Here is a 21894-nt window from a genome sequence, read left to right on the forward strand (position 1 = left end):
CGCCGAGGATGCTGCGAAGTGCCGCTGTGCCGCCGTGAGCGCCGCCGCCTCGCCCCGTCGCGCCGCCGCTCACGGCGATAGACTGGAGGGCTCATGTCTGCGACCTCCACCCTCCCCCGCATCACGTTCCCGCCCGAGCTGCCGGTCAGCCAGAAGCGGGACGACATCGCGCGCGCCATCCGCGAGAGCCAGGTCGTGATCGTGGCCGGCGAGACCGGCTCGGGCAAGACGACGCAGCTGCCGAAGATCTGCCTGGAGCTGGGACGCACCTCCATCGGCCACACCCAGCCGCGCCGGATCGCCGCGCGTACGATCGCCGAGCGCATCGCCGAGGAGCTCGGCCAGTCGGTCGGCGAGCTGGTGGGCTACCAGGTGCGGTTCACGGACCGGGTCTCCGCCGACACCCGCATCAAGCTGATGACCGACGGCATCCTGCTCAACGAGATCCACCGCGACCGGCTGCTGCGCAAGTACGACACCATCATCATCGACGAGGCGCACGAGCGCAGCCTCAACATCGATTTCCTACTCGGCTACCTGCGCGAGCTGCTGCCGAAGCGCCCCGACCTGAAGGTGATCATCACCTCGGCGACCATCGACCCGGAGAGCTTCGCCGCCCACTTCGCCGCGGCCGACGGCACCCCCGCTCCGATCGTCGAGGTGTCGGGACGCACCTTCCCGGTCGAGATCCGCTACCGGCCGCTGGTCGCGGAGGCGATGGAGGACGAGGACGATCCGGATCCCGTCCCCGGCGCCGACCGTGACTATCTGCAGGGCATCAACGACGCCCTCGACGAGCTGGCTCGCGAGGCACCGGGTGATGTGCTGGTCTTCCTCTCGGGCGAGAACGAGATCCGGGACGCGGCGGACGCGATCCGCGGCCGCGCCCTCCCCGGCACGGAGGTGCTCCCCCTCTACGGCCGGCTCTCGGCGGCCGAGCAGCACCGGGTGTTCCAGCCGTCGTCGACGCCGGGCGTGCGTCGCCGCGTCGTGCTCGCCACCAATGTCGCCGAGACCAGCCTCACCGTGCCCGGGATCAAGTACGTGGTGGATGCCGGAACCGCCCGCATCAGTCGGTACAGTACGCGCGCCAAGGTGCAGCGCCTCCCGATCGAGGCGGTCTCGCAGGCCAGCGCCAACCAGCGCTCCGGCCGCTCGGGCCGCACCAGCGACGGGATCGCGATCCGGCTGTACTCGCAGGAGGACTTCGAGAAGCGGCCGGAGTTCACCGAGCCGGAGATCCTGCGCACCAACCTCGCGGCGGTCATCCTGCAGATGATCTCGCTCGGGCTCGGCGACATCGCGGCCTTCCCGTTCCTCACCCCTCCCGACTCGCGCGGCATCAAGGACGGCCTGGACCTGCTGACGGAGCTCGGCGCGATCACCACCGCGCGCGGCGGCGACCCGGCGCTCACGAAGGTCGGGCGTTCGCTCTCCCTGCTCCCGATCGATCCCCGTTTCGCCCGGATGGTCGTCGAGTCCAAGCGGCACGGCACCTCCCGCGAGGTGATGGCGATCGTCGCCGGGCTCACCATCCAGGACCCGCGCGAACGACCCGTCGAGAAGCGCGGCAGCGCCGACGAGAAGCACGCCCGCTTCGCCGACCCGACGAGCGACTTCCTCACCCTGCTCAACCTCTGGAACTACCTCGAGGAGCAGCAGAAGGAGCTGTCGTCGAGCGCGTTCCGCCGGCTCTGCAAGGCCGAGTACCTCAACTTCCTCCGGGTGCGCGAGTGGCAGGACGTCTACCGTCAGCTGCGCCAGCTCGCCAAGCCGCTCGGGTTGACGATCGGCGAGGCCTCGGTGAACCCGGACGGCATCCACCGCTCGCTGCTCGCCGGGCTGCTCTCGCACATCGGGCTGAAGGATCAGCGCGAGTCGGGCAACAAGGGCGGGGCGCGCACCCGGCAGTCCGAGTACCTCGGCGCCCGCCAGGCCCGGTTCGTGATCTTCCCCGGCTCCACCCTGGCCAAGAAGCAGCCGAACGCGCTGATGAGCGCCGAGCTGGTCGAGACCAGCCGCCTCTTCGCCCGGATGAACGCCGCCATCGATCCGGCCTGGGCCGAGCCGATCGCCGGCGACCTCTGCAAGCGGCAGTACAGCGAGCCGCACTGGGAGAAGAACCAGGGCTCCGTCGTCGCGTTCGAGAAGGTCACCCTGTTCGGGGTGCCGATCATCCCGCGCCGGCGCGTCCAGTACTCCCGGATCGACGCACCGCTGTCGCGGGAGCTGTTCATCCGCCACGCGCTCGTCGACGGCGAGTGGGACTCCCACCAGGCGTTCGACCGGGCGAACCGGAAGCTTCGCGCGGAGCTGCGCGAGCTGGAGGAGCGCACCCGGCGGCGCGACATCCTCAACGACGACGAGACGGTCTTCGAGTTCTACGACAAGCGCATCCCGGCCGACGTCGTCTCCACGCGCACCTTCGAGGGCTGGTGGAAGAAGGCGAGGAACGAGACCCCCGACCTGCTCACCATGACCCCGGAGTCGCTCCTGGACGAGGATGCGGCCGAGGTCGACGAGGAGGCCTTCCCGCCGGTGTGGCGTCAGGGCGACCAGCGCCTCACTCTGCGCTACCGGTTCGAGCCGGGCGCCGAGGACGACGGGGTGACCGTGCAGGTGCCCCTGCCGCTGCTCGCCGGTCTGCTGCCCGACGGCTTCGACTGGCAGGTCCCCGGCCTCCGACACGAGCTGGTCACGGCGCTCATCAAGTCGCTGCCGAAGGCGATCCGCCGGCAGGTGGTGCCCGCGGCCGACTGGGCGCAGCGCTTGCTCGGCGAGCTCTCGACGACGACGGGGATGCGCGCCCACGAGGGCGAGCGCCCCGCGGCCTCCCTCACCGACACCCTCGCGGCGACGATCTCACGCCTCACCGGCTCGCGGGTCAGCGGGACGGACTTCGACACCGAGCGGCTCCCGGCGCACCTGCGGCCGACGTTCCAGGTGATCGGAGAGCGCGGCCGCCCGCTGGCGAGCGGCAAAGACCTCGGTGCACTGCAGGAGCGTCTGCGGTCGCGCGCCCGGGACTCGGTGGCGCGGGTGGCCGAGGCCCGCACGCCGGACGCGATCGAGCGCACCGGGCTCACGACCTGGGACCTCGACGAGCTCCCGCGCTTCCTCGACAGCACGCACGAAGGCCCCGGGGGCTCGTCCAACACCATCCGCGCCTACCCCGCGCTCGTGGACGACGGTCAGAGCGTGTCCATCCGGCTGATGAGCACCCCGGCCGATCAGGCGAGAGCCATGCCCGGCGGCGTGCGGCGGCTGCTGCTCGCGAGCATCCCCTCGCCCGTCGCGTACGTGCAGCAGCACCTCACCGCGAACGAGAAGCTGACGCTCGCCGCGAGCCCCTACCCGAATACGAAGGCGCTCTTCGACGACTGCCTGCTCGCGGTCATCGACTCGGTGCTCTACCGGATGAAGCCGGACGGCCAGGTCTTCATGCGCGCCGAGTTCGAGGCCGTGCGCGACCGCGTCTCGGGCATCGTGATGGACGCGATGTTCGAGACCGTCGCGCTGGTCACGCGCATCCTCACCGCGGCGCGGGCGGCGGAGAAGACGATCGGCGGCGCCACGTCGCTCGTGTTCCTCGCCTCCCTCAATGACGCGAAGGCGCAGCTGGCCGGCCTGGTCTATCCCGGCTTCGTCTCGGCGACCGGGCTGGAGCAGCTGCGGCACCTGCCTCGCTACCTCGCCGGCATCAGCCAGCGCATCCAGGCGCTCCCGGTGAATCCGGGCCGCGACCGTGCGTGGCAGACCCAGGTGGAGACCGCGGTGGCGCTGTACACGGACGCCGGCGGGCGCATCCCGCTCGCCCCGCACAGCCCGCCCCACCTCGTGCACGCGCGCTGGATGCTCGAGGAGTTCCGCGTCTCGCTGTTCGCCCAGTCCCTCGGGACCGCCGAGTCCGTCTCCCTCCAGCGCATCCGCAAAGTCCTCGCCGGCTAGTCCCGAGGCGGCCCACAATCGGCCGCCTGGGTGGATCCGACCCCATTTCGGGCCGTCTCGAGGCTTATACAGGGAGGTGGAAGCCTCCGTTGGAGTGGAGGAGCTGGCCGTTGATCCAGCCGCCGGCGGCCGAGAGCAGGAAGGCCACGAGGTCGGCGGTGTCGTGCGGGGTGCCGAGGCGGCCGAGAGCGGTCTCGGCCGCGAGGTCGGCGGCGAGCTCGGGGGTCATCCAGCCGGTGTCGATCGGGCCCGGATTGACGAGGTTCGCCGTGATGCCCTGCGGCGCCAGCTCGACGGCCGCCGCCTGCACGATGCGGTCGAGAGCGCCCTTGCTCGCCCCGTACGGGAGGTTGTGGGCGGTGTGGTCGCTGGTGAGCGCCACGATCCGCCCCCACCCGTGCGGGCCCGCGTATTTCTCGGCGAACGCCTTGATGAGCAGCCAGCTCGCGCGGGTGTTGACGGCGAAGTGGGCGTCGAAGGCTGCGACGGAGGTGTCCAGGATGCCGCTGTCCACCGAGTGCGCGTGGCTCAGCACGAGCGCGCGCACCGGGCCGAGTCCGTCCCGCACCCGCGCGATCAGGGCGGCCGGTGTGGCCGGATCGGCCAGGTCGGCCTCCAGAGGCAGCACGCGCGCGCCGAGGGCCCGCATCCGCTCCGCGAGCTCGGCGTGGAACTCCGGCTCGCTCCCGAACGGCATGGTCGCGTCGTACCCGTCCCAGTACGAGAACGCGACATCGTGCGCCACGGCCAGGTCGAGGGCGATGGCGGCTCCGATGCTCCGCGCCCGCCCCACACCGGTGATCAGCACGACGGACCGGCGCCCGCGCTCCCCCGCCTCATCGCTCATCCCGCGATGCTAGCGGCCCGCGAGCCCCGCCCGCGAATCGTGAAGACGGCGGGCGGGGCCGGGGACGATGCGTCAGAGCACCTTCGAGAGGAACGTCTGCGTGCGCTGGTGCTGCGGATTCGCGAGCACCTCCCGCGGGTCGCCCGACTCGACGACCACGCCGCCGTCCATGAAGACCAGCTCGTCCGCGACCTCGCGCGCGAAGCCCATCTCGTGGGTGACGACGACCATCGTCATGCCCGACTGCGCCAGCCCCTTCATCACGTCGAGCACCTCGCCGACGAGCTCGGGGTCGAGCGCCGAGGTGGGCTCGTCGAAGAGCATCAGCTTCGGGTCCATCGCCAGGGCGCGAGCGATGGCCACGCGCTGCTGCTGACCGCCCGACAGCTGCGACGGGTAGTGGTCGCCCTTGTCGCTCAGGCCGACGCGCGCCAGCAGCTCCTTCGCCCGCTCCACGGCCCGCGCCTTGGGCAGTCCTTTGACGCGGATGGGCGCCTCGATGATGTTCTCGAGCGCGGTCATGTGGGGGAACAGGTTGAAGCGCTGGAACACCATCCCGATCTCCCGACGCTGCTTCGCGGCCTCCTTCGGCTTGAGCTCGAAGAGCTTGTCGCCGTGCTGGCGGTAGCCGACCACCTGCCCGTCGACCGACAGCCGGCCCGCGTCCACCCGCTCGAGGTGGTTGATGCAGCGCAGGAAGGTGGACTTGCCCGAGCCGGAGGGTCCGATGATGCAGAGCACCTCCCCCGGCTTGACCGAGAGCGAGATGCTCTTGAGCACCTCGTTGGAGCCGAAGCTCTTCGAGACGCCCTCGGCGAGGACCATGGGCGTCGCGGACGTGGCTGCGTTGATGTCGGTCATCCCTTGCCTCCGAGGTCGTTGCCGTCCGGTGCTCCCGAGGCCGGCAGGGCGCCCGTGGCGAGCGCCGGCTCCCGGTTCTCCGGGCGGCGGGCGTTGACGCCCCGCGAGAAGCGCTTCTCGAGGAAGTACTGCCCGATCATCAGGATGGACGTGAACAGCAGGTACCACAGCGACGCGACGATCAGCAGCGGCACCGGGGTGTATGTCACCGCGGAGATGTCACGGGCCACGCCGTACAGGTCCGTGGTCAGCGGGATGGCCGCCACCAGCGACGTGGTCTTCAGCATCGAGATCACCTCGTTGCCGGTCGGCGGGATGATCACGCGCATCGCCTGCGGGATGACGATGCGGGTCATCGTCTGCCACCACGACATGCCGAGCGCGGTCGCCGCCTCCTCCTGGCCCTCGTCGACCGAGAGCAGGCCCGCGCGCACGATCTCCGCCATGTACGCGGCCTCGTTCAGCGCGAGGCCGATGACGGCGATGATGAACGCGTTCTGCATGAACCCGAGGTCGAAGGTGACGTGGAACTCGGTCCACGGCACCCCCAGCACCAGCTGCGGGTAGATGAGCGAGAACAGGCCCCAGAAGACGAGCTGCACGTACACCGGCGTCCCGCGGAAGATCCACAGGTACAGCCAGGCGATCGACTTCACGACCGGGTTCGGGGAGAGGCGCATCACCGCGAGCACCAGGCCCAGGATGACGCCGATGACCATCGAGTAGACGGTCAGCTGGAGGGTGACCAGCGCAGCGGCGCTGATGCGCTTGTCGAAGACGTACTTGCCGACGTACTCCCAGCCGTAGGCGCTGCGCTGCGCCGCATCGACGAGGAACCAGACGAGTACGAGGATGAGCACGACGGCGAAGACGATCCGCCACGGGTGCTTGAGCTTGACGGCCTTGATCGGCTCGGAGGCCGGGGCGCCGGCCGGCGGCGGGGTCGTCCCCGCCGCCGGTCGGCCAGGAGTGCCCTGGGACATTCGGTCAGCCCTTCGAGGCGGCGTTGACCTCGGCGGTCGTGACGGCCCCGTCGGAGACGCCCCACTTGTCCAGGATCTTGCCGTAGGTGCCGTCGTCGATGAGCGCCTGCACCGTCTTCTGCAGCACCGGCGTCAGCGCGGAACCCTTGGCGACCGGGAGACCGTACGGGGCGACCTCGAACGCCTTGCCCGCGGCCTGCAGCTTGCCGTCCGTCTTCGAAATCGCGTAGGCAGTCACCGGAGAGTCTGCACTGAGCGCGTCCGCCTTGCCGAGGATGACCGCGTTGGTCGCATCGTCCTGCGTGTCGTAGCGGAGGATCTGAATCGCGTCCTTGCCTGCGTCCGTGCACGCCTTCGACTTCGCGGGCACCTCCTCCGTGTCCTCGACAGTCGTCGACTGGACGGCGACCTTGAGTCCGCAGGCGTTGTCGGGGTCGACCGTCTTGCCCTTAGCCGAGGCCCACGAGATTCCGGCCGTGTAGTAGTTGACGAAGTCGACCTGCTGCTCACGCTCGGTGGTGTCGGTGAACGACGACATGCCGAAGTCGTCCTTGCCGCCCGCGACCGACGGGATGATGTTGTCGAACTTCGCGATCGCGAACTCGACCTTCACGCCGAGCTTGGACGCGATGGCGTTGGTCAGGTCGACCTCCCAGCCGACCGGCTGTCCGGCGTCGTCCTTGTACTCGTTCGGTGGGTACGTGTTGTCCATGCCGACGACGAGCTTGCCGGCCGACTTGATCTTCTCGGGCAGCGACGCCGCGAGGGCGTCGTCCTTCTTGACGTCGATCGCCGCGGCGCTCGACGTCGAGGTGCCGCTGCTGGACGGGGTGGAGTTGTCGACACAGCCGGTGAGCGCCAGGGCGGCCACTGCGGCGAGTGCGGCCACCGGGGCCACGGATCGGATACGCATGATGGTGATGGTCCTTCTTCCTGTGTGCAGAGGGGTGCAGGAGGTATGGGGAGCATACCCCAGCACTCGGGCGCATCCATCACACTAATTTGCGCGTGAAACGCTGCTTTTCCTGCAGGTTTCGAACACATTTCGCGTTTCCTTGCGTGGATTCGTTGCAAGAGCGAACGATGCGCAGGAGGCTGGCCTCCTGCGCATCGAACCGCCAACCGTGAGCGATCAGGTGTAGTAGATGAAGTAGTACTGCGGCACCCACACACCCGCGCCGGGGATCACGATGGAGTAGCAGCCGTTGACGGGTCGTCCCGCTCGCTGCTGGCTTGCCATCGCCGTGCCACACGCGGCAGCAGTCGGATAGTACGGCGAGTAGTGTTCGGTCGCGGCTTGCGCCGGAAGCGCGGCCCCGAGCGCGATCGCGCTGCCAACGACAGCGCTAGCAACGGACATCTTGAGCGTTTTCTTCATCGATCCCCCTCAAAGGTGATTCATCGCCGACCCCCGGCGACACATCCTGTCTATCAGAGAGGGATGGGGCCAACAATGCCCGATCTTCGTAACGTTCAAGACGCGGAGCCCGCGCGTGTCGGGACGCTGTCGTAGGGTCGAGGCGTGACCGAACCGAGATCCGACGGCGCGTCGGCGCGCCCTCTGTCCGAGACCGTCCGCGTGGTCGTCACGCGCGCAGACGACCCACTCGCCGCCCCACTGGTCGACGAGTTGTCGCGCGAGTACGACGAGCGCTACGGCCTCAACGACGGCATCCCCTCGTCGGTCGAGCTCTCCCGCTACCCGGCCGAGCTGTTCACGGCGGAGCAAGGCGGGACGTTCCTGCTGCTGCTCGACGCCGACGGGGAGCCCGTCGCGGGAGGCGCGTTCATGCGGGAGGACGACGACACCGTCGAGATCAAGCGCGTCTGGACCCACTCCTCCCGCCGCAGGCAGGGGCTGGCCCGGCGCGTGATGGCCGAGCTGGAGGCCGAAGCGGGCCGGCGCGGCGTCCGCACCCTCGTCCTCACCACCGGCGCCCGCCAGCCCGAAGCCGTCGCACTCTACCTGTCGCTCGGCTACGAGCCGCTGTTCGACCTCGAGGGAGACTGGGAGGCGGTCTCCTACCTGGGATTCCGCAAGGACGTCAGCACGATCTGAGAGCCGCCACCTCGGGCGCGAGCGCGTTCGGACCACCGATCAGCGTCACCGCCGTCGCTCCCCACCCCGCCATCGACGACGGCACGGTCGCCGGCACGCAGCCGCCCATCGTGAGCAGTAGGGGCTGCGCGGCCACCGCGGCGAGCCCGGAGCCGGTGAGCGCGTCGGGGAAGGCGACGCCCGAGGCGAGATACACCGTCTGAGCCGAGGGATACACGGACCGCGCGACCAATTGCGAGGTGCTGAACCGGTCGTCGCCGCCGATACGGGTGGTCGGTGCGAGGGTCCCCAGCTGCGCGGCGATCCCCGCCGACACCGCCGAGACGCCCCCGACCACCGTGATCCTCGCGGGATGCAGTGCGGTGATCGTGCTCACCGTGGCCGCATCGAGCGCGGCGGCCCCGCCGAGCACCGTCAACACCGGGGCGCCGGTCGCACCGGCGGCGGCCGACGCAGAGAGCGAGTCGGGGAAGCCGACTCCGCTGGCGACGTAGAGGGTGGCCACCGAAGTTCCGCCGAAGGCGTCGGTGACGATCCTGCGCGCGGTGTCGAACCTGTCGCCTCCGGCGATGCGGTCGATGGCCGGGGCGAGCCCGGCGAGACTGCTTTCGAGCTCGGCCGAGAGGGAGACCGGCCCGCCCACGACGACGATGCGATCCGGGGCGAGGCGCTGGATCTCCGCTCTGACCGCCGCGGAGATGCCCGTCGTCGGCGCCAGCAGGACGGGGCCTCCCTGTTTCGCCGCGGCGGCGGTGGCCACGAGCGCGTCGGGAAAGTTCCAGCCGTTGGCGAGGTACACGGTCCTGGCGCCCGCCGGGAACGCCTTCTGCGACACCTGGACGGACGTGTCCGCACGATCGGAGCCGAAGACGCGCGAGGACGTGATCCCGACGGGGAGGTACGCCGTCGGGGACGGACTCGACCGGTTGTAGGAGCCGTACGTCGCGGTCACCGAGACGGTGTGGACGCCGGTGCTCAACCCGGTGGGCGCGAACGACCAGGCGCCGGTGGCCGAGACCCCGGTCGTCGCGGACGCGGTCGAGGAGCCGTCGAGGTACAGCGAGACGGACGTGCCCGTCGTGGCGTTCGGCACCGTGCCTGACACCGTGGGAGCAGCCCCTCCCTCCGTGGACGCGATCACCGGCGTGTCGAGCGTCACCTGCAGCTGCCAGCCCGCCTGCTTCTGGGTCACGCTGTTCGCGTCGCCGCCGAGCGGGTAGATCGCCGAGTAGCCCCCGGCGTTGGTGCAGCCCGGGGTCGACCAGTTGCCGGAGGAGTTGATGCCGACGGCGAAGGAGCCGATCATGGCGGGCCCGCCGCTGTCGCCATGCCACATGCACATCGTGGTCGAGACGGAGTTCACCGAGACGATCGCTCCGCCGTCGCCCAGGATCTTCTGGTCGAAGTTGACCCGCGTCACGACGCCGCAGGTCCAGCCCGTCGTGCGCCCCGACTTGCAGATCGGGGCGCCGACGGTCGCATTCTTCAGCCCGCGGACCGGGAGCGTCGAGCCGTTCCAGGTCGAGACCCGGCCGCGGGGCGTGAGGTTCGCGCCGGTCACCGGGATGAGGCCCGAGTCGTCGCCGCCGCCGAACATGAAGGTGTTCGAGGCGAGCGTCCCGATGATGGGGCCGGCCGTGCCCTGCTGGTTCGGCGCGCTCTGCAGGTAGCGGGAGGCCACGACCGGATCGCTCGGCACCGGGGTGTTCCCGCGCAGGCAGTGGCCGGCGGTGGCCATGGTCGGCGCGCCACCCGCCGCGTACCCGTTGAAGCCGGTGGAGCAGATCGAGATCGTCGACCCTCCCGTCCGCAGATACCATCCGAGGCCGTCGTCCAGGTCGTCGTACGCCGTCGTCGGCGCCACCGGCGCCGGTGCGGCGGGGGGCGCGTCGGTCGTCGGGGTCGCGCCGAGGGAGGCCACGAGGGTGCGCTGGGCGGCCGTCGTGGCCTGCACGGTGATCGTCGAGCCGTCCATCCAGACCTGATCGGCGCGGATGCCGCCCTTCTCGAGCTCGGGGACGATGTCGGATGCCCGGCCGGCCGCAGCGGCGTCGGCGAGATACTGCTCCGGGGTGAGACCGAGATCGCGGCGCACCGCGGCCTCCAGGCCCTGAGGGAGGCCGCCGACGTCGCCCCCACCTGTCACACCCCCGTCCTCCCCCGCCGGAGGACCAGGCGTCGGGACCGGGACCTCGATCGGCGTGGGGTTCTCGGGCGGCGCCGGCGCATCGATCGCCGGCCCCGCGGACGCGAGGCCCCGCGCCTCGTGCGGAGCCGGTGCCTCGGACGCCGCGACGCAGCCCGTGAGCAGTCCGATGGCGAGGCCCACCGCGAGACCTGTCAGCACGACACGATGCATGGATCGTCCTTCTCCCGCCCGCCGGCGCGAGCCCCACGGACGAAACTATCGGAGCAGGCGCGCCGCGTCTTCCACCAGAATGCGGGCCGGGGCTCCCGTCGCGACCAGATCGTCGAGGCGGTGCGCGAGTGGTCCCGTCCCTGCGCCGGTCGGGAGCACGCCGTTCGCGTGCAGCAGTTCCGCGGCGTGCAGGGCCTCCGCGGCGAACACGTCGGCCGCCAACGCGAGCGAGCGCTGCGCGAGTCGCACGGCCAGCGGCGCCAGAGAGGCGTGGTCCTCGACACCGGAGAGAGTGGTGCTGCCGAGAGTGGCCGGGGCCGCGAGCTGCTTCAGCTCGGCCGCGTCGGAGGCGGCGGAATAGAGCAGCAGACCGGGAACGCGGGTCCGGCCCTCCGCACGGGCCGTCGCGAGCGCGAGCGAGTGCGCCGCCGTCCGCCGCTCGGACGCGGCGGCGACATGCGCGAGGGCGAGCCGAAGCCCCTCGAAGGCGAGGGCGAGCGGGAGGGCCTGGAAGTTGCCGCCGGACACCAGGAGACCTGTCGCGACGTCGACGACCGGATTCTCGCTGCGCCCGGCCAGTTCGACCTCCAGCTCCGCGCGGACGCGATCGACGGCCTCACGCAGTGCCCCGTGCAGCTGCGGCGCGCTGCGGAAGACGAGCGGATCCTGCACGGTGACCACACGTGCGGGGTCGTGGAGGACGCTGCCGGCGAGAGCGTCGCGGATGCTCGCCGCCGAGGCCTGCTGGCCGCGCCCGCCGCGCGCGTCGGCGACGACGGCGCTGTACGGGCTCGGGTTGCCGCCCGGACCCGCGGCCGCGACGGCCTCGAGGGAGAGGGCGACAGCACGGTCCGCCATCTCCACGAGCGCCTCCGCCTCCCGCAGCGCGAGGGCGCCGACGCCGATGCTGAAGGCGTTGGAGCTGAGCGCCGCGAGGGCCTCGTGCGGTGCGAGGGCCAGCGGTTCGAGGCCGACGGCGGCCAGCGCCGCACCGGCCGGCGTTCCCCCGACGGAACCGTCGAGCACGGTCCCGTCGCCGGTCACGACGGCCGCGACCTCCGCCAGCGCCGTCAGGTCGGCGGCCCCCACCGATCCGCGCGACGGGATCAGGGGCACCACTCCCGCGTTCAGGAGGTCGGCGTACGCCTGCGCGAGCACCGGGCGCACACCCGCTCCGCCCCGCGTGAAGCCCGCCAGTCGGGCGGCGACGACGGCCCGCGCCTCCCCGTGCGACAGCGGATCGCCCACGCCGCCGCGGTGGTTGGCGATCGTCCTCCGCTGGAAGGCGGCGAACTCGTTCGGGTCGATGGCCTCGTCCCGCCCCGCCCCGAGGCGGCGGTTGAGCCCGTACACGGCCTCGCCGGAGGCGATGGCGCGCTCGACGACCGCGCGCGCGGCCTCGAGGGCGGCGCGCGCCTCCGGGCCGAGCTCGACCCTCGCGCCGTCCGCGATCGCCGCGATGTCCTCCGGACGCGGAGGCGCACCCCCGAGCACGACCGGCGCGCCCGCCGTCATCAGAAGTCCAGCAGGTTGCGGCGCAGGCCGCCATCGCCGAGCTCGCTGCGCAACAGGCCGCGTCTCCGCAGCGCCGGGACGAGCGGATCGAGCGTGCGATGCACGTTCGCGGGATGCACCTGGCCGGTGAACAGGAAGCCGTCGCCGCCGACCGCCCCGCCCAGCTCACCGAGATGGTCGGCGATCTCGTCCGCCGTCCCGACGATCGCCAGACCGTCCTTCGTGGCGCGCGTCTGCAGGATCTCGCGCAGGGTCGAACCCGCGGGCGCGGAGCGCACGAAGTTGTCGAGGGTGCCGCGGTTGCTGTTGGTGCTGAGCTCGGGAAGGGGGGCGTCCAGGTCGAAGGCCTTGAAGTCGACGCCCGTCAGATAGGAGATGGACTGCAGCTGCTCGTCGATCGCCGCCTGGGTGAGCTCGGCCCGCGCGGCGCGCACGCTCGCCGTCTCGGCCGCATTCGCGGTGACGATCGGCTGCACGACGAAGAGGACCTTGATGGCGTCGGCGTCCCGGCCGTTCTCCGCCGCCACGGCACGGATGCCGTCGCGATACTCTCGCATCCGCTCGGCCGTCGAGGCGAGTGCGAGCACGACATCCGAGTTCTTGCCCGCGAAGTCGCGTCCACGGCCGGACGCGCCGGCCTGCACCATCACGGGCTCCTCCGCCGCGGGCGCCGTGTTGAGCGGGCCACGCACGCGGAAGAATCTCCCCTCGTGGTCGATCGTGTGCACCTTGCGGAAGTCGGCGAAGACGCCGTTCGCGGCGTCTTCGACGATCGCGTCGGGTTCCCAGCTGCGCCAGAGCTTGCGGACGACCTCCACCCACTCGTCGGCGCGGTCGTACCGCAGGTCGTGCTCGACCTGCTTGTCGAGCCCGTAGTTCTGGGCTGCCAGATCGGAGCCGCTGGTCACCACGTTGAAGCCGAGACGACCACCGGCGAAGTGCTGGAGCGTGCTGAGCAGCCGAGCGGCCGTGAAGGGCTCGTAGAAGCTGGCGCTCAGCGTCGGCACGATCCCGAGTCGGCTGGTGGCCCCCAGGAGGTACGGCACGAGCGGCAGCGGGTCGTGCTTGGGCACGAAGCGCGCGGCGGAGAGGTTGACCTCGGCACTGCCGCCGTACGTGTCGGGGACCGCGACACCGTCTTCGATGATGAACAGATCGAGCCCGCTCGCCTCGAAGGTGCGGGCCGCGTCCTGATAGATGGGAGGCTGACGCCAGTCGTAGCCGATGCCGTACGTCGGATCGCCCCAGCCCTGCACGCCGAAGCCTGCGCCGAGGAACCAACCGAAGTGGAGGAGTGCCATGAGTGTCTTTCCGTGATCCGCTGTCGTGGCCGTCAGTCGCCGACGCCGGAGGCCCGCAGCCACAGCGGGTCGAACGCCTTGGTCAGGTAGTTGATGCCGCCGTCCGGAGCGACCGCGACGATCACCGAGCCGGCCGGCGCCCGCTCGGCGATCCGCAACGCGGTCGCGACCGCCAAGCCGGACGACGGCCCGAGCAGGAGGGCTTCCTCGGCCGCGAGCCGACGCACCGTGCGGTACACCTCGGCGTCCTCGACGGTGTGGACCTCGTCGACGACCCCGTGGTCGAACGTCTCCGGCCAGAACTCGCGCGGCCACGCGCTGCCGACCCCGTCGACGAGGATGCGCCCGGCGGGACCGCCGCCGTACGTGGATCCGACCGGGTTCGCCCCGTGGACGCGCACGGCGCCACCGGTGACGTCCTTCAAGAAGCGGCCCGTTCCGCTGACCGTGCCGCCGGTTCCGATCGCGGCGACGAAGTGGGTCACCCGACCGCCTGTCTGGCGCCAGATCTCGGGGCCCGTACCGCGATAGTGCGCGTCCGGGTTCGCGGCGTTGGCGAACTGCGCGGGGCGCCACGCGCCCGGCGTCTCCGCTGCGACCCGGTCGGCGACGGCACGCGGGTTCGCCGGGTCGCTCGGGTCGGCCTCCCAGTCCGCCTCCACGAGACGGGCGCCGTAGGCGGCGAGCACCTTCCGCTTCTCCTCCGAGATGTCGGCGGCGTGCACGATGACCACGGGATGGCCGGTGAGCCGACCGATGAGGGCCAGCCCGATGCCGGTGTTGCCGCTGGTGGCCTCCACGATGGTCGCACCGGGCGCGAGAGCGCCGGACGCCTCCGCCGTGCGGATCATGTTGAGCGCGATGCGGTCCTTGGAAGACCCTCCCGGATTGCGCCCCTCGAGCTTCACCAGCACCCGGGAGGCGAGCCCGCGGGTGAGGGCGTGCAGCTCGACGACAGGCGTATTGCCGATGAGCGCCGCGACCGAGTCGCACACCTCGGCCTCCGGCAGCGCGCCGGAGAGGTCCGAGGGGCGGAGGTCGAGCGTTGTCATGCAGGGAGACTAGGCGGTTCTGCGACGCAGCCGTACTCCTGTTGCCGCGTATTACAGCGTTGCCGCGGACGGCGGCGTTGCCGCGGACGGCGGCCGACCCGCCCCGCGCAGCGTGGTCACGCGTCGCCGGTGGCGACGGGCCGCGTGGGGTCGTTGGACCAGGCGGAGAACGATCCGGGGTACAGCGCCGGCACCCGCAGCCCCGCGACCTCCATCGCGAGCGCGGTGTGCGCGGCAGTGACCCCCGAGCCGCAGTAGACCGCCGCCGGTGTTCCAGGAAGCACGCCCAGTTCGGCGAAACGCGCGGCGAGGCGGTCGGCGTCGAGGAGTAGCCCGTCGGGTCCGATCGTGTCGGTGGTCGGCGCGCTCACCGCTCCGGGGATGTGGCCCGCCCGCGGGTCGACCGGCTCGACCTCACCGCGGAACCGCTCCCCCGCGCGGGCATCGAGCAGCAGACCGTCCGCGGCGAACGCCGCGGCGCCGTCCGCGTCGACGGTCGGGAGCACGCCGAAGGCGAGGGTCACCGTCCCGGGGGCCGGAGCGGCCGTCCCGCTCTCGAGGGCGCCGCCCGCATCCGTCCAAGCGGTGAGCCCGCCGTCGAGCACACGGACGTCTCTCACGCCCGCATGACGGAGCAACCACCAGGCACGGGCGGCTGAGGTGCCGGACACGTCGTCGTAGACCACGACCGCGTCGCCGTCGTTCAGCCCCCAGCGCCGAGCGGTGGCCTGGAAGTCCGCCTCCGCCGGAAGTGGATGCCGTCCTTCGGTGGGAGCCCCGTGGCCGGCGAGCTCCGTGTCGAGGTCGACGTATGCCGCCCCCGGAATGTGACCGCGGGCGAACTCAGCGGCTCCCGGCGGACCGCCGAGCCTCCAGCGCACATCGAGGACACGAGGCGGGACGGCGGACGCGAGTTCTACGGCGAGGTCGGGCGCGGCGACGAGAGGGCGTATGACCCGATTCTCGCACCGCCTCTCCCTTCTCCGCCTCGGGTCTTGCGGAAGGCAATAGAGTGAGTGTACAGTCACTCACATGTCACGAACTCTCTCCACCGCCGACGACCGACGCGAGGCGGTGCTCGCCAGCGCGATCACCGTCTTCGCACGCACGGGCTATCTCGGTACGCCGATCGCCGCCGTCGCGTCGGACGCCGACATCTCCCCGGCCTACGTCTTCAAGCTGTTCCCGGGCAAGGAGAGCCTCTTCGTCGCCGCGCTCGACCGCTGCTTCGAACTCGTCGAGCAGGCGCTCGAACGCGGTGCCCGCACCGCCCCCGACGGCACGCCCGATCAGATCCTCGATGCCATGGGCCTCGCGTACGCAGAGCTGATCAGCGACCGTTCGCTCCTCATGCTGCAGGTGCACGCGCAATCGGCGGCCGACGTGCCCGAGATCCACGACGCCCTCCGCCGCGGCCTCGCGCGCGTGACGCGGTTCGCCGCCGCACGCTCGGGCGCCGGCGACGACGCCGTCCAGCATTTCATCGCCTGGGGTCAGTTGTGCCACCTCACGGTGACGCTCGGACTCGACGACCTCCCGGACGAGTGGGCCCGCACGCTCACCCGCGGCATCCGCCACCCCTGACCCGACCGTCACCCCTGACACGCCCGGCACCTTTGACACGCCCTCCTCTCCTGCACCCACCACTCACCACTCACCGTCAAGGAGTGATTGATTGATCACTCACATCGAAGGGAATCACCATGACAATCTCCACACGTCCGAGCGCTCTTCCCCAACCGCACGGCTCCGCGCCCGCAGGCCGCTCCTCCCACCCGTGGTGGGCGCTGACGGTCCTGGCGCTGGCCCAGTTCCTCGTCGTCTTGGACGCGTCGATCGTGAACATCGCCCTCCCCAGCGTCGGCTCAGCGCTCCACCTCGACACGGCGGCACTCGCGTGGGTCGTCACCGCGTACGTCCTCCCCTTCGGCGGTCTGCTCCTCCTCGGCGGCCGCCTGGCCGACCGGTTCGGCCACCGACGGATATTCCTCGTCGGCGTGACAGGCTTCGCCGTCGCGTCGCTGCTCGCGGGCCTCTCCCTGAACGGCGGGATGCTGCTCGCCGCGCGGGCCTTGCAGGGCGGCTTCGCCGCGCTCCTCGCGCCGGCGGCGCTCGCGTTGCTCACCCTGCTCTTCCCCGACGGCGGCTCACGCGGAAGGGCGCTCGGCGTCTGGGGCGCTGTGGCCGGGATGGGCAGCGCGGCCGGCGTGCTCCTCGGCGGTCTGCTCACGGCGTCGTTCGGCTGGCCGTCAGTGTTCTTCGTGAACGTTCCCGTCGGACTTCTGGTCGTCGTGACGCTTCCCCGGTTGCTCGCACGCGATCAGGGCACGACCGGAACGAAGATCGACACCGCCGGCGCCGTCACCGCGACGCTCGGTCTCGCATCCGCGGTCGCCGCACTGAGCGAGGGCGGCGCTCTCGGATGGGCGCACCCGGTCGTCATCGTCCTCTGCATCGCAGCGGCCGCGCTTCTCGCCGCGTTCGTGATCGTCGAGCGCCGGGTCGGGCACCCGCTGCTCCCGTTCGGATTCTTCCGCAACCGCGACGCGACGGCGGGCAACCTGGTCATGCTGCTGGTCGGCGGATCGACAGTGGCGCTGTTCTTCGCGCTCTCCGTCTACCTGCAGGACGTGCTCGGACTCGACGCACTCGGCGCCGGCCTCAGCCAGCTGCCGCTCGCCCTCGCCCTCGTGGCCGTCGCGGGCGTCGTGCCCGCCGTCGTGACGCGGATCGGGCTGCGCCGCACTCTCACCGGTGCGCTCCTGCTGTTGGCGGCCTCCGTGACGTGGTTCGCGCTGGCCGGCCGGACGGGTCTGCTGACGGGGTTCATCCTTCCGAGCGTGCTCATCGGGGTGGCCCTCGGCGCCACCTTCGTGACCGCGACACAACTCGCGGTTCGCGGGGTGAGCGAGGCGGAGTCGGGGCTGGCGAGCGGACTGGTCAACACCAGCCAGCAGATCGGCGGTGCGCTCGGCCTGGCGGTGCTCGGTGGCATCGCGGCGGCGCAGACGGCCGCGCTCCTGGGTTCGGGATCGGCGCCGGTGGAGGCGACGGCCGGCGGGTTCCAGCTGCTCTTCTTCGGCGTGGCCGGATTCGCGGCGATCGGCGCGATCGTGACGGCGGCCGTACGGTCCAAGTGATCCGATGACCACGAAGGAGCGGCCCGGGGGATCCCGGGCCGCTCCTTCGTAGTCAGTGCGCGGTGTGCAGTGGCCGCTGGGGCAGCAGCCGCCGGCTCAGTGACCGCTGGACGCCTTCGCGTTCGACTCGTACGAGGTGTTGGTCGACTCGAAGAAGTTGACCAGTTCGAGGGTGTCGTTGGCGGTCGCCATCCACTTGGCCGGGTTCGACACCTTGTACTCGGCCTCGAAGCCCAGCTCCTCCAGGCGACGGTCGGCCAGATAGCGGACGTACTGGTTGATGTAGTTCGCGTTGAGGCCCAGGATGCCGCCCGGCAGGAGGTCGCGGTTGTACTGCTCCTCCATCTCGACGGCGTCGAGGATCATCTGGCGGATCTCGCCGGCGAACTCCGGGGTCTGCAGGTCCGGGTTCTCCTCGAGCACCGTGAGGATGAGATTGATGCCGAACTTGAGATGCAGCGACTCGTCGCGCACGACCCAGTCGATCAGCGAGCCGAAGTTGCGCAACAGGTTCCGCTGGCGGAACGACAGCGCGACCATGAAGCCGGAGTAGAACCAGATGCCCTCGAGGATCACGTTGTACGCCACGAGGTTGCGGATGAAGTCCTGCTTGCCCTCGGTCGTCGTGATGTCGAGCGTTTGCTCCGTCATCCGCTTGATGAACTGGACCTCGAACTCCTCTTTGCGGGCCATCGACGGCACGTCGACGTGGGAGTTGTACGCCTGCTCACGGTCGATCGGGAACGTCTCGAGGACGTACTCGAACGACATGCAGTGGTTGGCCTCCTCCCACATCTGCTTGGCGAGGTAGAGGTGCGCCTCGGCCGCGTTGATGTAGGGGTACACGCCGAACGCGAGCGCCTTGTTGACGAGGAGTTCGTTCGGGTTGAAGTAGCTCATCAGGAAGGTGACCGCGTGACGCTCCTCATCGGTCATCTTCTTGAAGTCGGCGATGTCCTCGCCGAGCTGGATCTCGTTCGGGAACCAGGTGTTCGCGACGGCCTGGTCGTACAGGTCCATCGCCCACTGGTACTTCACCGGCTTGAGCAGCAGGCCCTCTTCGATCCCGGTACCCAGGATGCCCATGTTCTCTTTCTCCTCTATCAGACTCGGTGGCTCGCGCGGGGAGCGATTACTGGCAGGACTCGCACTGCAGGTCGTCCATCGGGTCGACCGGCACGTAGTAGTCCTCGATCACGGTGGCGTTGTTCATCACTTGTCACCTCCCGCGAGACCTCCGAAGCCGAACCCGCGACGAGCGGGCGCGGCGGGAGCCGGAGCAGCGGCGGGCTCTGCGGCGGCGGGAGCACCCGCGCCGACGGTGGCGAAGCCCTTGCGGCCGCCCGAGATCTCCTCGGACTTGTTCACCTTGACCGTCGACTGCTCGGCCTGGTGACGCGGCTTCATGTGGAGGTAGTAGGTCGTCTTGACGCCCTTCTCCCACGCCGCGTAGTAGATGTCCATCATGTCGCCGATGTCCCGGGTCTCCAGGTACATGTTGCGGCTGATGGCCTGGTCGATCCACTTCTGAGCGCGCGCGGCCACCTCGATGAAGGCGTGCGGCGAGAGCTGGAAGCTCGTCTTGAACGCGGCCTTGATCTCGTCCGGGATGGCGGCGATGCCCTGGATGTCGCCCTGCGAACGGAGGATCGACTCGCGCACGTCCTCCCACAGCCCGCGCTCCTGGAGCGCCGCGACGAGGTTGCGGTTGACCTCGAGGAACTTGCCCGACGAGGTCGACCGGCTGAAGATCTGCGAGAACTGCGGGTCGAAGCCGGGGGTCGTGCCGGCGACGAGGCCGATCGAGGCCGTCGGCGCGATCGCCATCAGGGTGGCGTTGCGCATGCCGCCCTTGACCTTCTCGCGCAGGCGGTCCCAGTCGAGGCGGATGGTGCGGTCCACCGTGATCGGAGTGCCGCGGTCGGCCTCGGTGAGGGCGATCGAGTCGTAGGGCACGAGTCCCTTCGACCAGCGCGATCCCTCGAAGTTCGGGTACGCCCCGCGCTCCTGGGCGAGGTCGGCGCTCTCGTCGATGGCCGCGTACGAGACGTGCTCCATGATCTCGTCGATCAGGGCGTACGCCTCCTCGCTCTCGTAGCTGAGGCCGAGGCGCTCGACGATGTCGGTGAAGCCCATGACGCCGAGACCGATCGCGCGGTTCTGCTGGTTGGAGAAGTCGGCCTCGTCGACGCTCGACACCGTGATGTCGATCAGGTTGTCGAGCTGGCGGACGGCCTGGCGGGCGCTCTCCTCGATGCGGGCGAAGTCCATCTTGCCGTCGACGAGATGCCGCGACAGGTTGATCGACGCCAGGTTGCAGACGGAGACGTTGTCGCGATCCTGCGGGAGCGTGATCTCCGTGCAGAGGTTGGAGAGGTGGATCGTGCCCGTGTTGTTGTTGAGGGCACGGTTGTTGATCGTGTCCTTCCAGGTGAGCCACGGGTGGCTCGTGGTCTGGAGGCTCATCAGGATGTCCTTGAACTGCGCACGCGCGCTGATCTTCTTGAACATCGCGATGCGGCCGGCCTCGGCCTCGTCGATGTAGTGCTGGTAGCGCTCGGAGAACGCCTTGCCGTACAGCTCGTTGAGGTCGGCGACCTCCAGCGGGTCGAAGAGGTACCAGTCCTGGTCGTTCTGGACGCGCTTCATGAACTCGTCGCTGATCCACACGGCCGTGTTGGCGGTGCGGGTGCGGCGGTAGGGGTCGCCTGAGTTCTGGCGCAGGTCCAGGAACTCCGGGAAGTCCATGTGCCAGTTCTCCATGTAGAAGCACAGCGCGCCGAACTTCTTGCCGCCGCGGCTCACCGCGCGCAGCACGGAGTCGATCGTGTGCATGAACGGGATCGGGCCGGTCGAGGTCGTGTTGTTGGAGCGGATGGGCGACCCCTGCGCGCGTAGCTTGGTCACCGACAGACCGATGCCGCCGGTGCCCTTGGTCAGCCACATCACGTCGCGCACCGACTTGGCGATGTGCTCGATGTCGTCCTGCATCTCCATGACGAAGCAGTTGGAGAGCTGCGGGTACGCGGTACCGGCGTTGACGAGGGTGGAGCCCGCCGCGAGGTACTCGAGCTTCGACATCTTCTCGTAGAAGGCGAGGGCGTGGCTGGTCGGGTCGGCCTCGTTGAGCGAGAGGCCCATCGCGATGCGCATCCAGAAGTACTGCGGCACCTCGAGCGAGTCGCCGTTGCGCGCCTTGATGCCGTAGCGGTTGTTGAGGGTGACGACGCCGATGTACTTGAGCAGCTCGTCGCGCGACGGGTCGAGCGCTGCGGCGAGGCGGTCGAGGTCGAACAGCTGCGTGAAGCGGGAGTCGAGCAGCGTCTCCGAGACGCCGCGCTCGATGTAGGCGCGGAAGTGGGAGGAGTGGAGGGAGACGAGCTCGGCGTCGTCGGCGTAGTCGCCGAGCACCCGCTTGTAGATCGTCTTGAGGAGGAGTCGGGCGGCGACGGTGTCGAACGCCGGGTCGTCCTTGACGTTCTGCAGGGCGACCTGGATGACCGCCTCATCGAGCTGCTGCGTCGTGATGCCGTCGAAGAGAGTGAGCTCGAGCTCGCTCGCGATCTGGGTGACCCACGTGATGTTGTCATCCAGTCCCTGGGCCGCCGTCTCGATGGCCAGGTTGATCTTGTTGGCGTCGTACGGCTCGCGCTCGCCGTTGCGCTTCACGACGGTGATTGCCACGTTCTCTCCCTCTTCGCACTGCCCATCAATCCGAGTGATGGCATGGTCGTGCACCGGCTCCCTCGAAGGGCTGGTCCGGCGCTGTTTCCCCGTCGGATCGAGCCGCAGCGGGAGTGATTTCCGCGTGCTGGGGCGATCCGTGTGG

General features: G+C 70.1%; 16 protein-coding genes. 4 read left to right on the forward strand and 12 right to left on the reverse strand.

Annotation, left to right across the window (positions count from 1 at the left end; all coding sequences use genetic code 11):
- Positions 1 to 93: 93 nt before the first annotated feature.
- Positions 94 to 3948: an ATP-dependent RNA helicase HrpA gene (hrpA, locus tag IT072_RS14555; protein ID WP_223357577.1), complete on the forward strand. Its 3855-nt coding sequence runs from the start codon at positions 94 to 96 to the stop codon at positions 3946 to 3948.
- 64 nt (positions 3949 to 4012) lie between these two features.
- Here the strand turns inward: hrpA and IT072_RS14560 are convergent, their stop codons facing one another.
- The 5 genes from IT072_RS14560 to IT072_RS14580 form a co-directional block, all read right to left on the reverse strand.
- Positions 4013 to 4795, reverse strand: a complete 783-nt coding sequence (locus IT072_RS14560; RefSeq protein WP_223357578.1) for an SDR family oxidoreductase — start codon at positions 4793 to 4795, stop codon at positions 4013 to 4015.
- Positions 4796 to 4867: 72 nt separating this feature from the next.
- Entirely contained in the window at positions 4868 to 5656 is a 789-nt protein-coding gene (locus tag IT072_RS14565; protein WP_308443809.1) for an amino acid ABC transporter ATP-binding protein, read from the reverse strand.
- Positions 5653 to 6639: an amino acid ABC transporter permease gene (locus IT072_RS14570; RefSeq protein WP_223357579.1), complete on the reverse strand. Its 987-nt coding sequence runs from the start codon at positions 6637 to 6639 to the stop codon at positions 5653 to 5655. The genes IT072_RS14565 and IT072_RS14570 overlap by 4 nt, the downstream gene beginning before the upstream one ends.
- 4 nt (positions 6640 to 6643) lie before the next feature.
- The gene (locus tag IT072_RS14575; protein ID WP_223357580.1) at positions 6644 to 7552 is read right to left on the reverse strand and encodes an ABC transporter substrate-binding protein; all 909 of its coding nucleotides are present in this window, start codon (positions 7550 to 7552) and stop codon (positions 6644 to 6646) included.
- A 219-nt stretch (positions 7553 to 7771) separates the two neighbouring features.
- Complete coding sequence (locus tag IT072_RS14580; RefSeq protein ID WP_223357581.1) at positions 7772 to 8017, reverse strand: hypothetical protein; 246 nt, start codon at positions 8015 to 8017, stop codon at positions 7772 to 7774.
- Between the two features lie 144 nt (positions 8018 to 8161).
- Here IT072_RS14580 and IT072_RS14585 point away from each other — a divergent pair, with 144 nt between their 5' ends.
- Positions 8162 to 8698 carry a GNAT family N-acetyltransferase gene (locus tag IT072_RS14585; protein WP_223357582.1) on the forward strand — a complete coding sequence of 179 codons (537 nt, stop codon included), beginning with the start codon at positions 8162 to 8164 and terminating at the stop codon, positions 8696 to 8698.
- Here IT072_RS14585 and IT072_RS14590 read toward each other — a convergent pair.
- From IT072_RS14590 to IT072_RS14610, 5 genes are all read right to left on the reverse strand, one after another.
- Entirely contained in the window at positions 8685 to 11057 is a 2373-nt protein-coding gene (locus IT072_RS14590) for a cell wall-binding repeat-containing protein (protein WP_223357583.1), read from the reverse strand. The two genes, IT072_RS14585 and IT072_RS14590, sit on opposite strands and share 14 nt — an antisense overlap.
- 45 nt (positions 11058 to 11102) lie before the next feature.
- A complete protein-coding gene (locus IT072_RS14595; protein WP_223357584.1) occupies positions 11103 to 12572 on the reverse strand; it encodes an aromatic amino acid ammonia-lyase in 1470 nt (489 codons plus the stop codon).
- A complete protein-coding gene (locus IT072_RS14600; RefSeq protein ID WP_223357585.1) occupies positions 12572 to 13873 on the reverse strand; it encodes an NtaA/DmoA family FMN-dependent monooxygenase in 1302 nt (433 codons plus the stop codon). The genes IT072_RS14595 and IT072_RS14600 overlap by 1 nt, the downstream gene beginning before the upstream one ends.
- A 32-nt stretch (positions 13874 to 13905) precedes the next feature.
- Complete coding sequence (locus IT072_RS14605; protein ID WP_223357586.1) at positions 13906 to 14925, reverse strand: PLP-dependent cysteine synthase family protein; 1020 nt, start codon at positions 14923 to 14925, stop codon at positions 13906 to 13908.
- A gap of 116 nt (positions 14926 to 15041) precedes the next feature.
- Positions 15042 to 15878 carry a sulfurtransferase gene (locus IT072_RS14610; RefSeq protein ID WP_223360991.1) on the reverse strand — a complete coding sequence of 279 codons (837 nt, stop codon included), beginning with the start codon at positions 15876 to 15878 and terminating at the stop codon, positions 15042 to 15044.
- 79 nt (positions 15879 to 15957) lie between these two features.
- Here IT072_RS14610 and IT072_RS14615 point away from each other — a divergent pair, with 79 nt between their 5' ends.
- A complete protein-coding gene (locus IT072_RS14615; protein ID WP_223357587.1) occupies positions 15958 to 16509 on the forward strand; it encodes a TetR/AcrR family transcriptional regulator in 552 nt (183 codons plus the stop codon).
- Between the two features lie 119 nt (positions 16510 to 16628).
- Entirely contained in the window at positions 16629 to 18065 is a 1437-nt protein-coding gene (locus IT072_RS14620; protein WP_223357588.1) for a DHA2 family efflux MFS transporter permease subunit, read from the forward strand.
- Positions 18066 to 18161: 96 nt separating this feature from the next.
- Here IT072_RS14620 and IT072_RS14625 read toward each other — a convergent pair whose 3' ends face one another.
- Together IT072_RS14625 and IT072_RS14630 are read right to left on the reverse strand one after the other, a co-directional pair.
- Positions 18162 to 19151, reverse strand: coding sequence for a ribonucleotide-diphosphate reductase subunit beta (locus IT072_RS14625; protein ID WP_223357589.1), 990 nt, complete (start codon positions 19149 to 19151; stop codon positions 18162 to 18164).
- Between the two features lie 126 nt (positions 19152 to 19277).
- Positions 19278 to 21749 (reverse strand): ribonucleoside-diphosphate reductase subunit alpha, encoded by a 2472-nt coding sequence (locus IT072_RS14630; protein WP_223357590.1) that lies wholly within the window; start codon positions 21747 to 21749, stop codon positions 19278 to 19280.
- Positions 21750 to 21894 lie beyond the last annotated feature (145 nt).

Source organism: Leifsonia sp. ZF2019 (assembly GCF_019924635.1).
Taxonomy (GTDB): Bacteria; Actinomycetota; Actinomycetes; order Actinomycetales; family Microbacteriaceae; genus Leifsonia.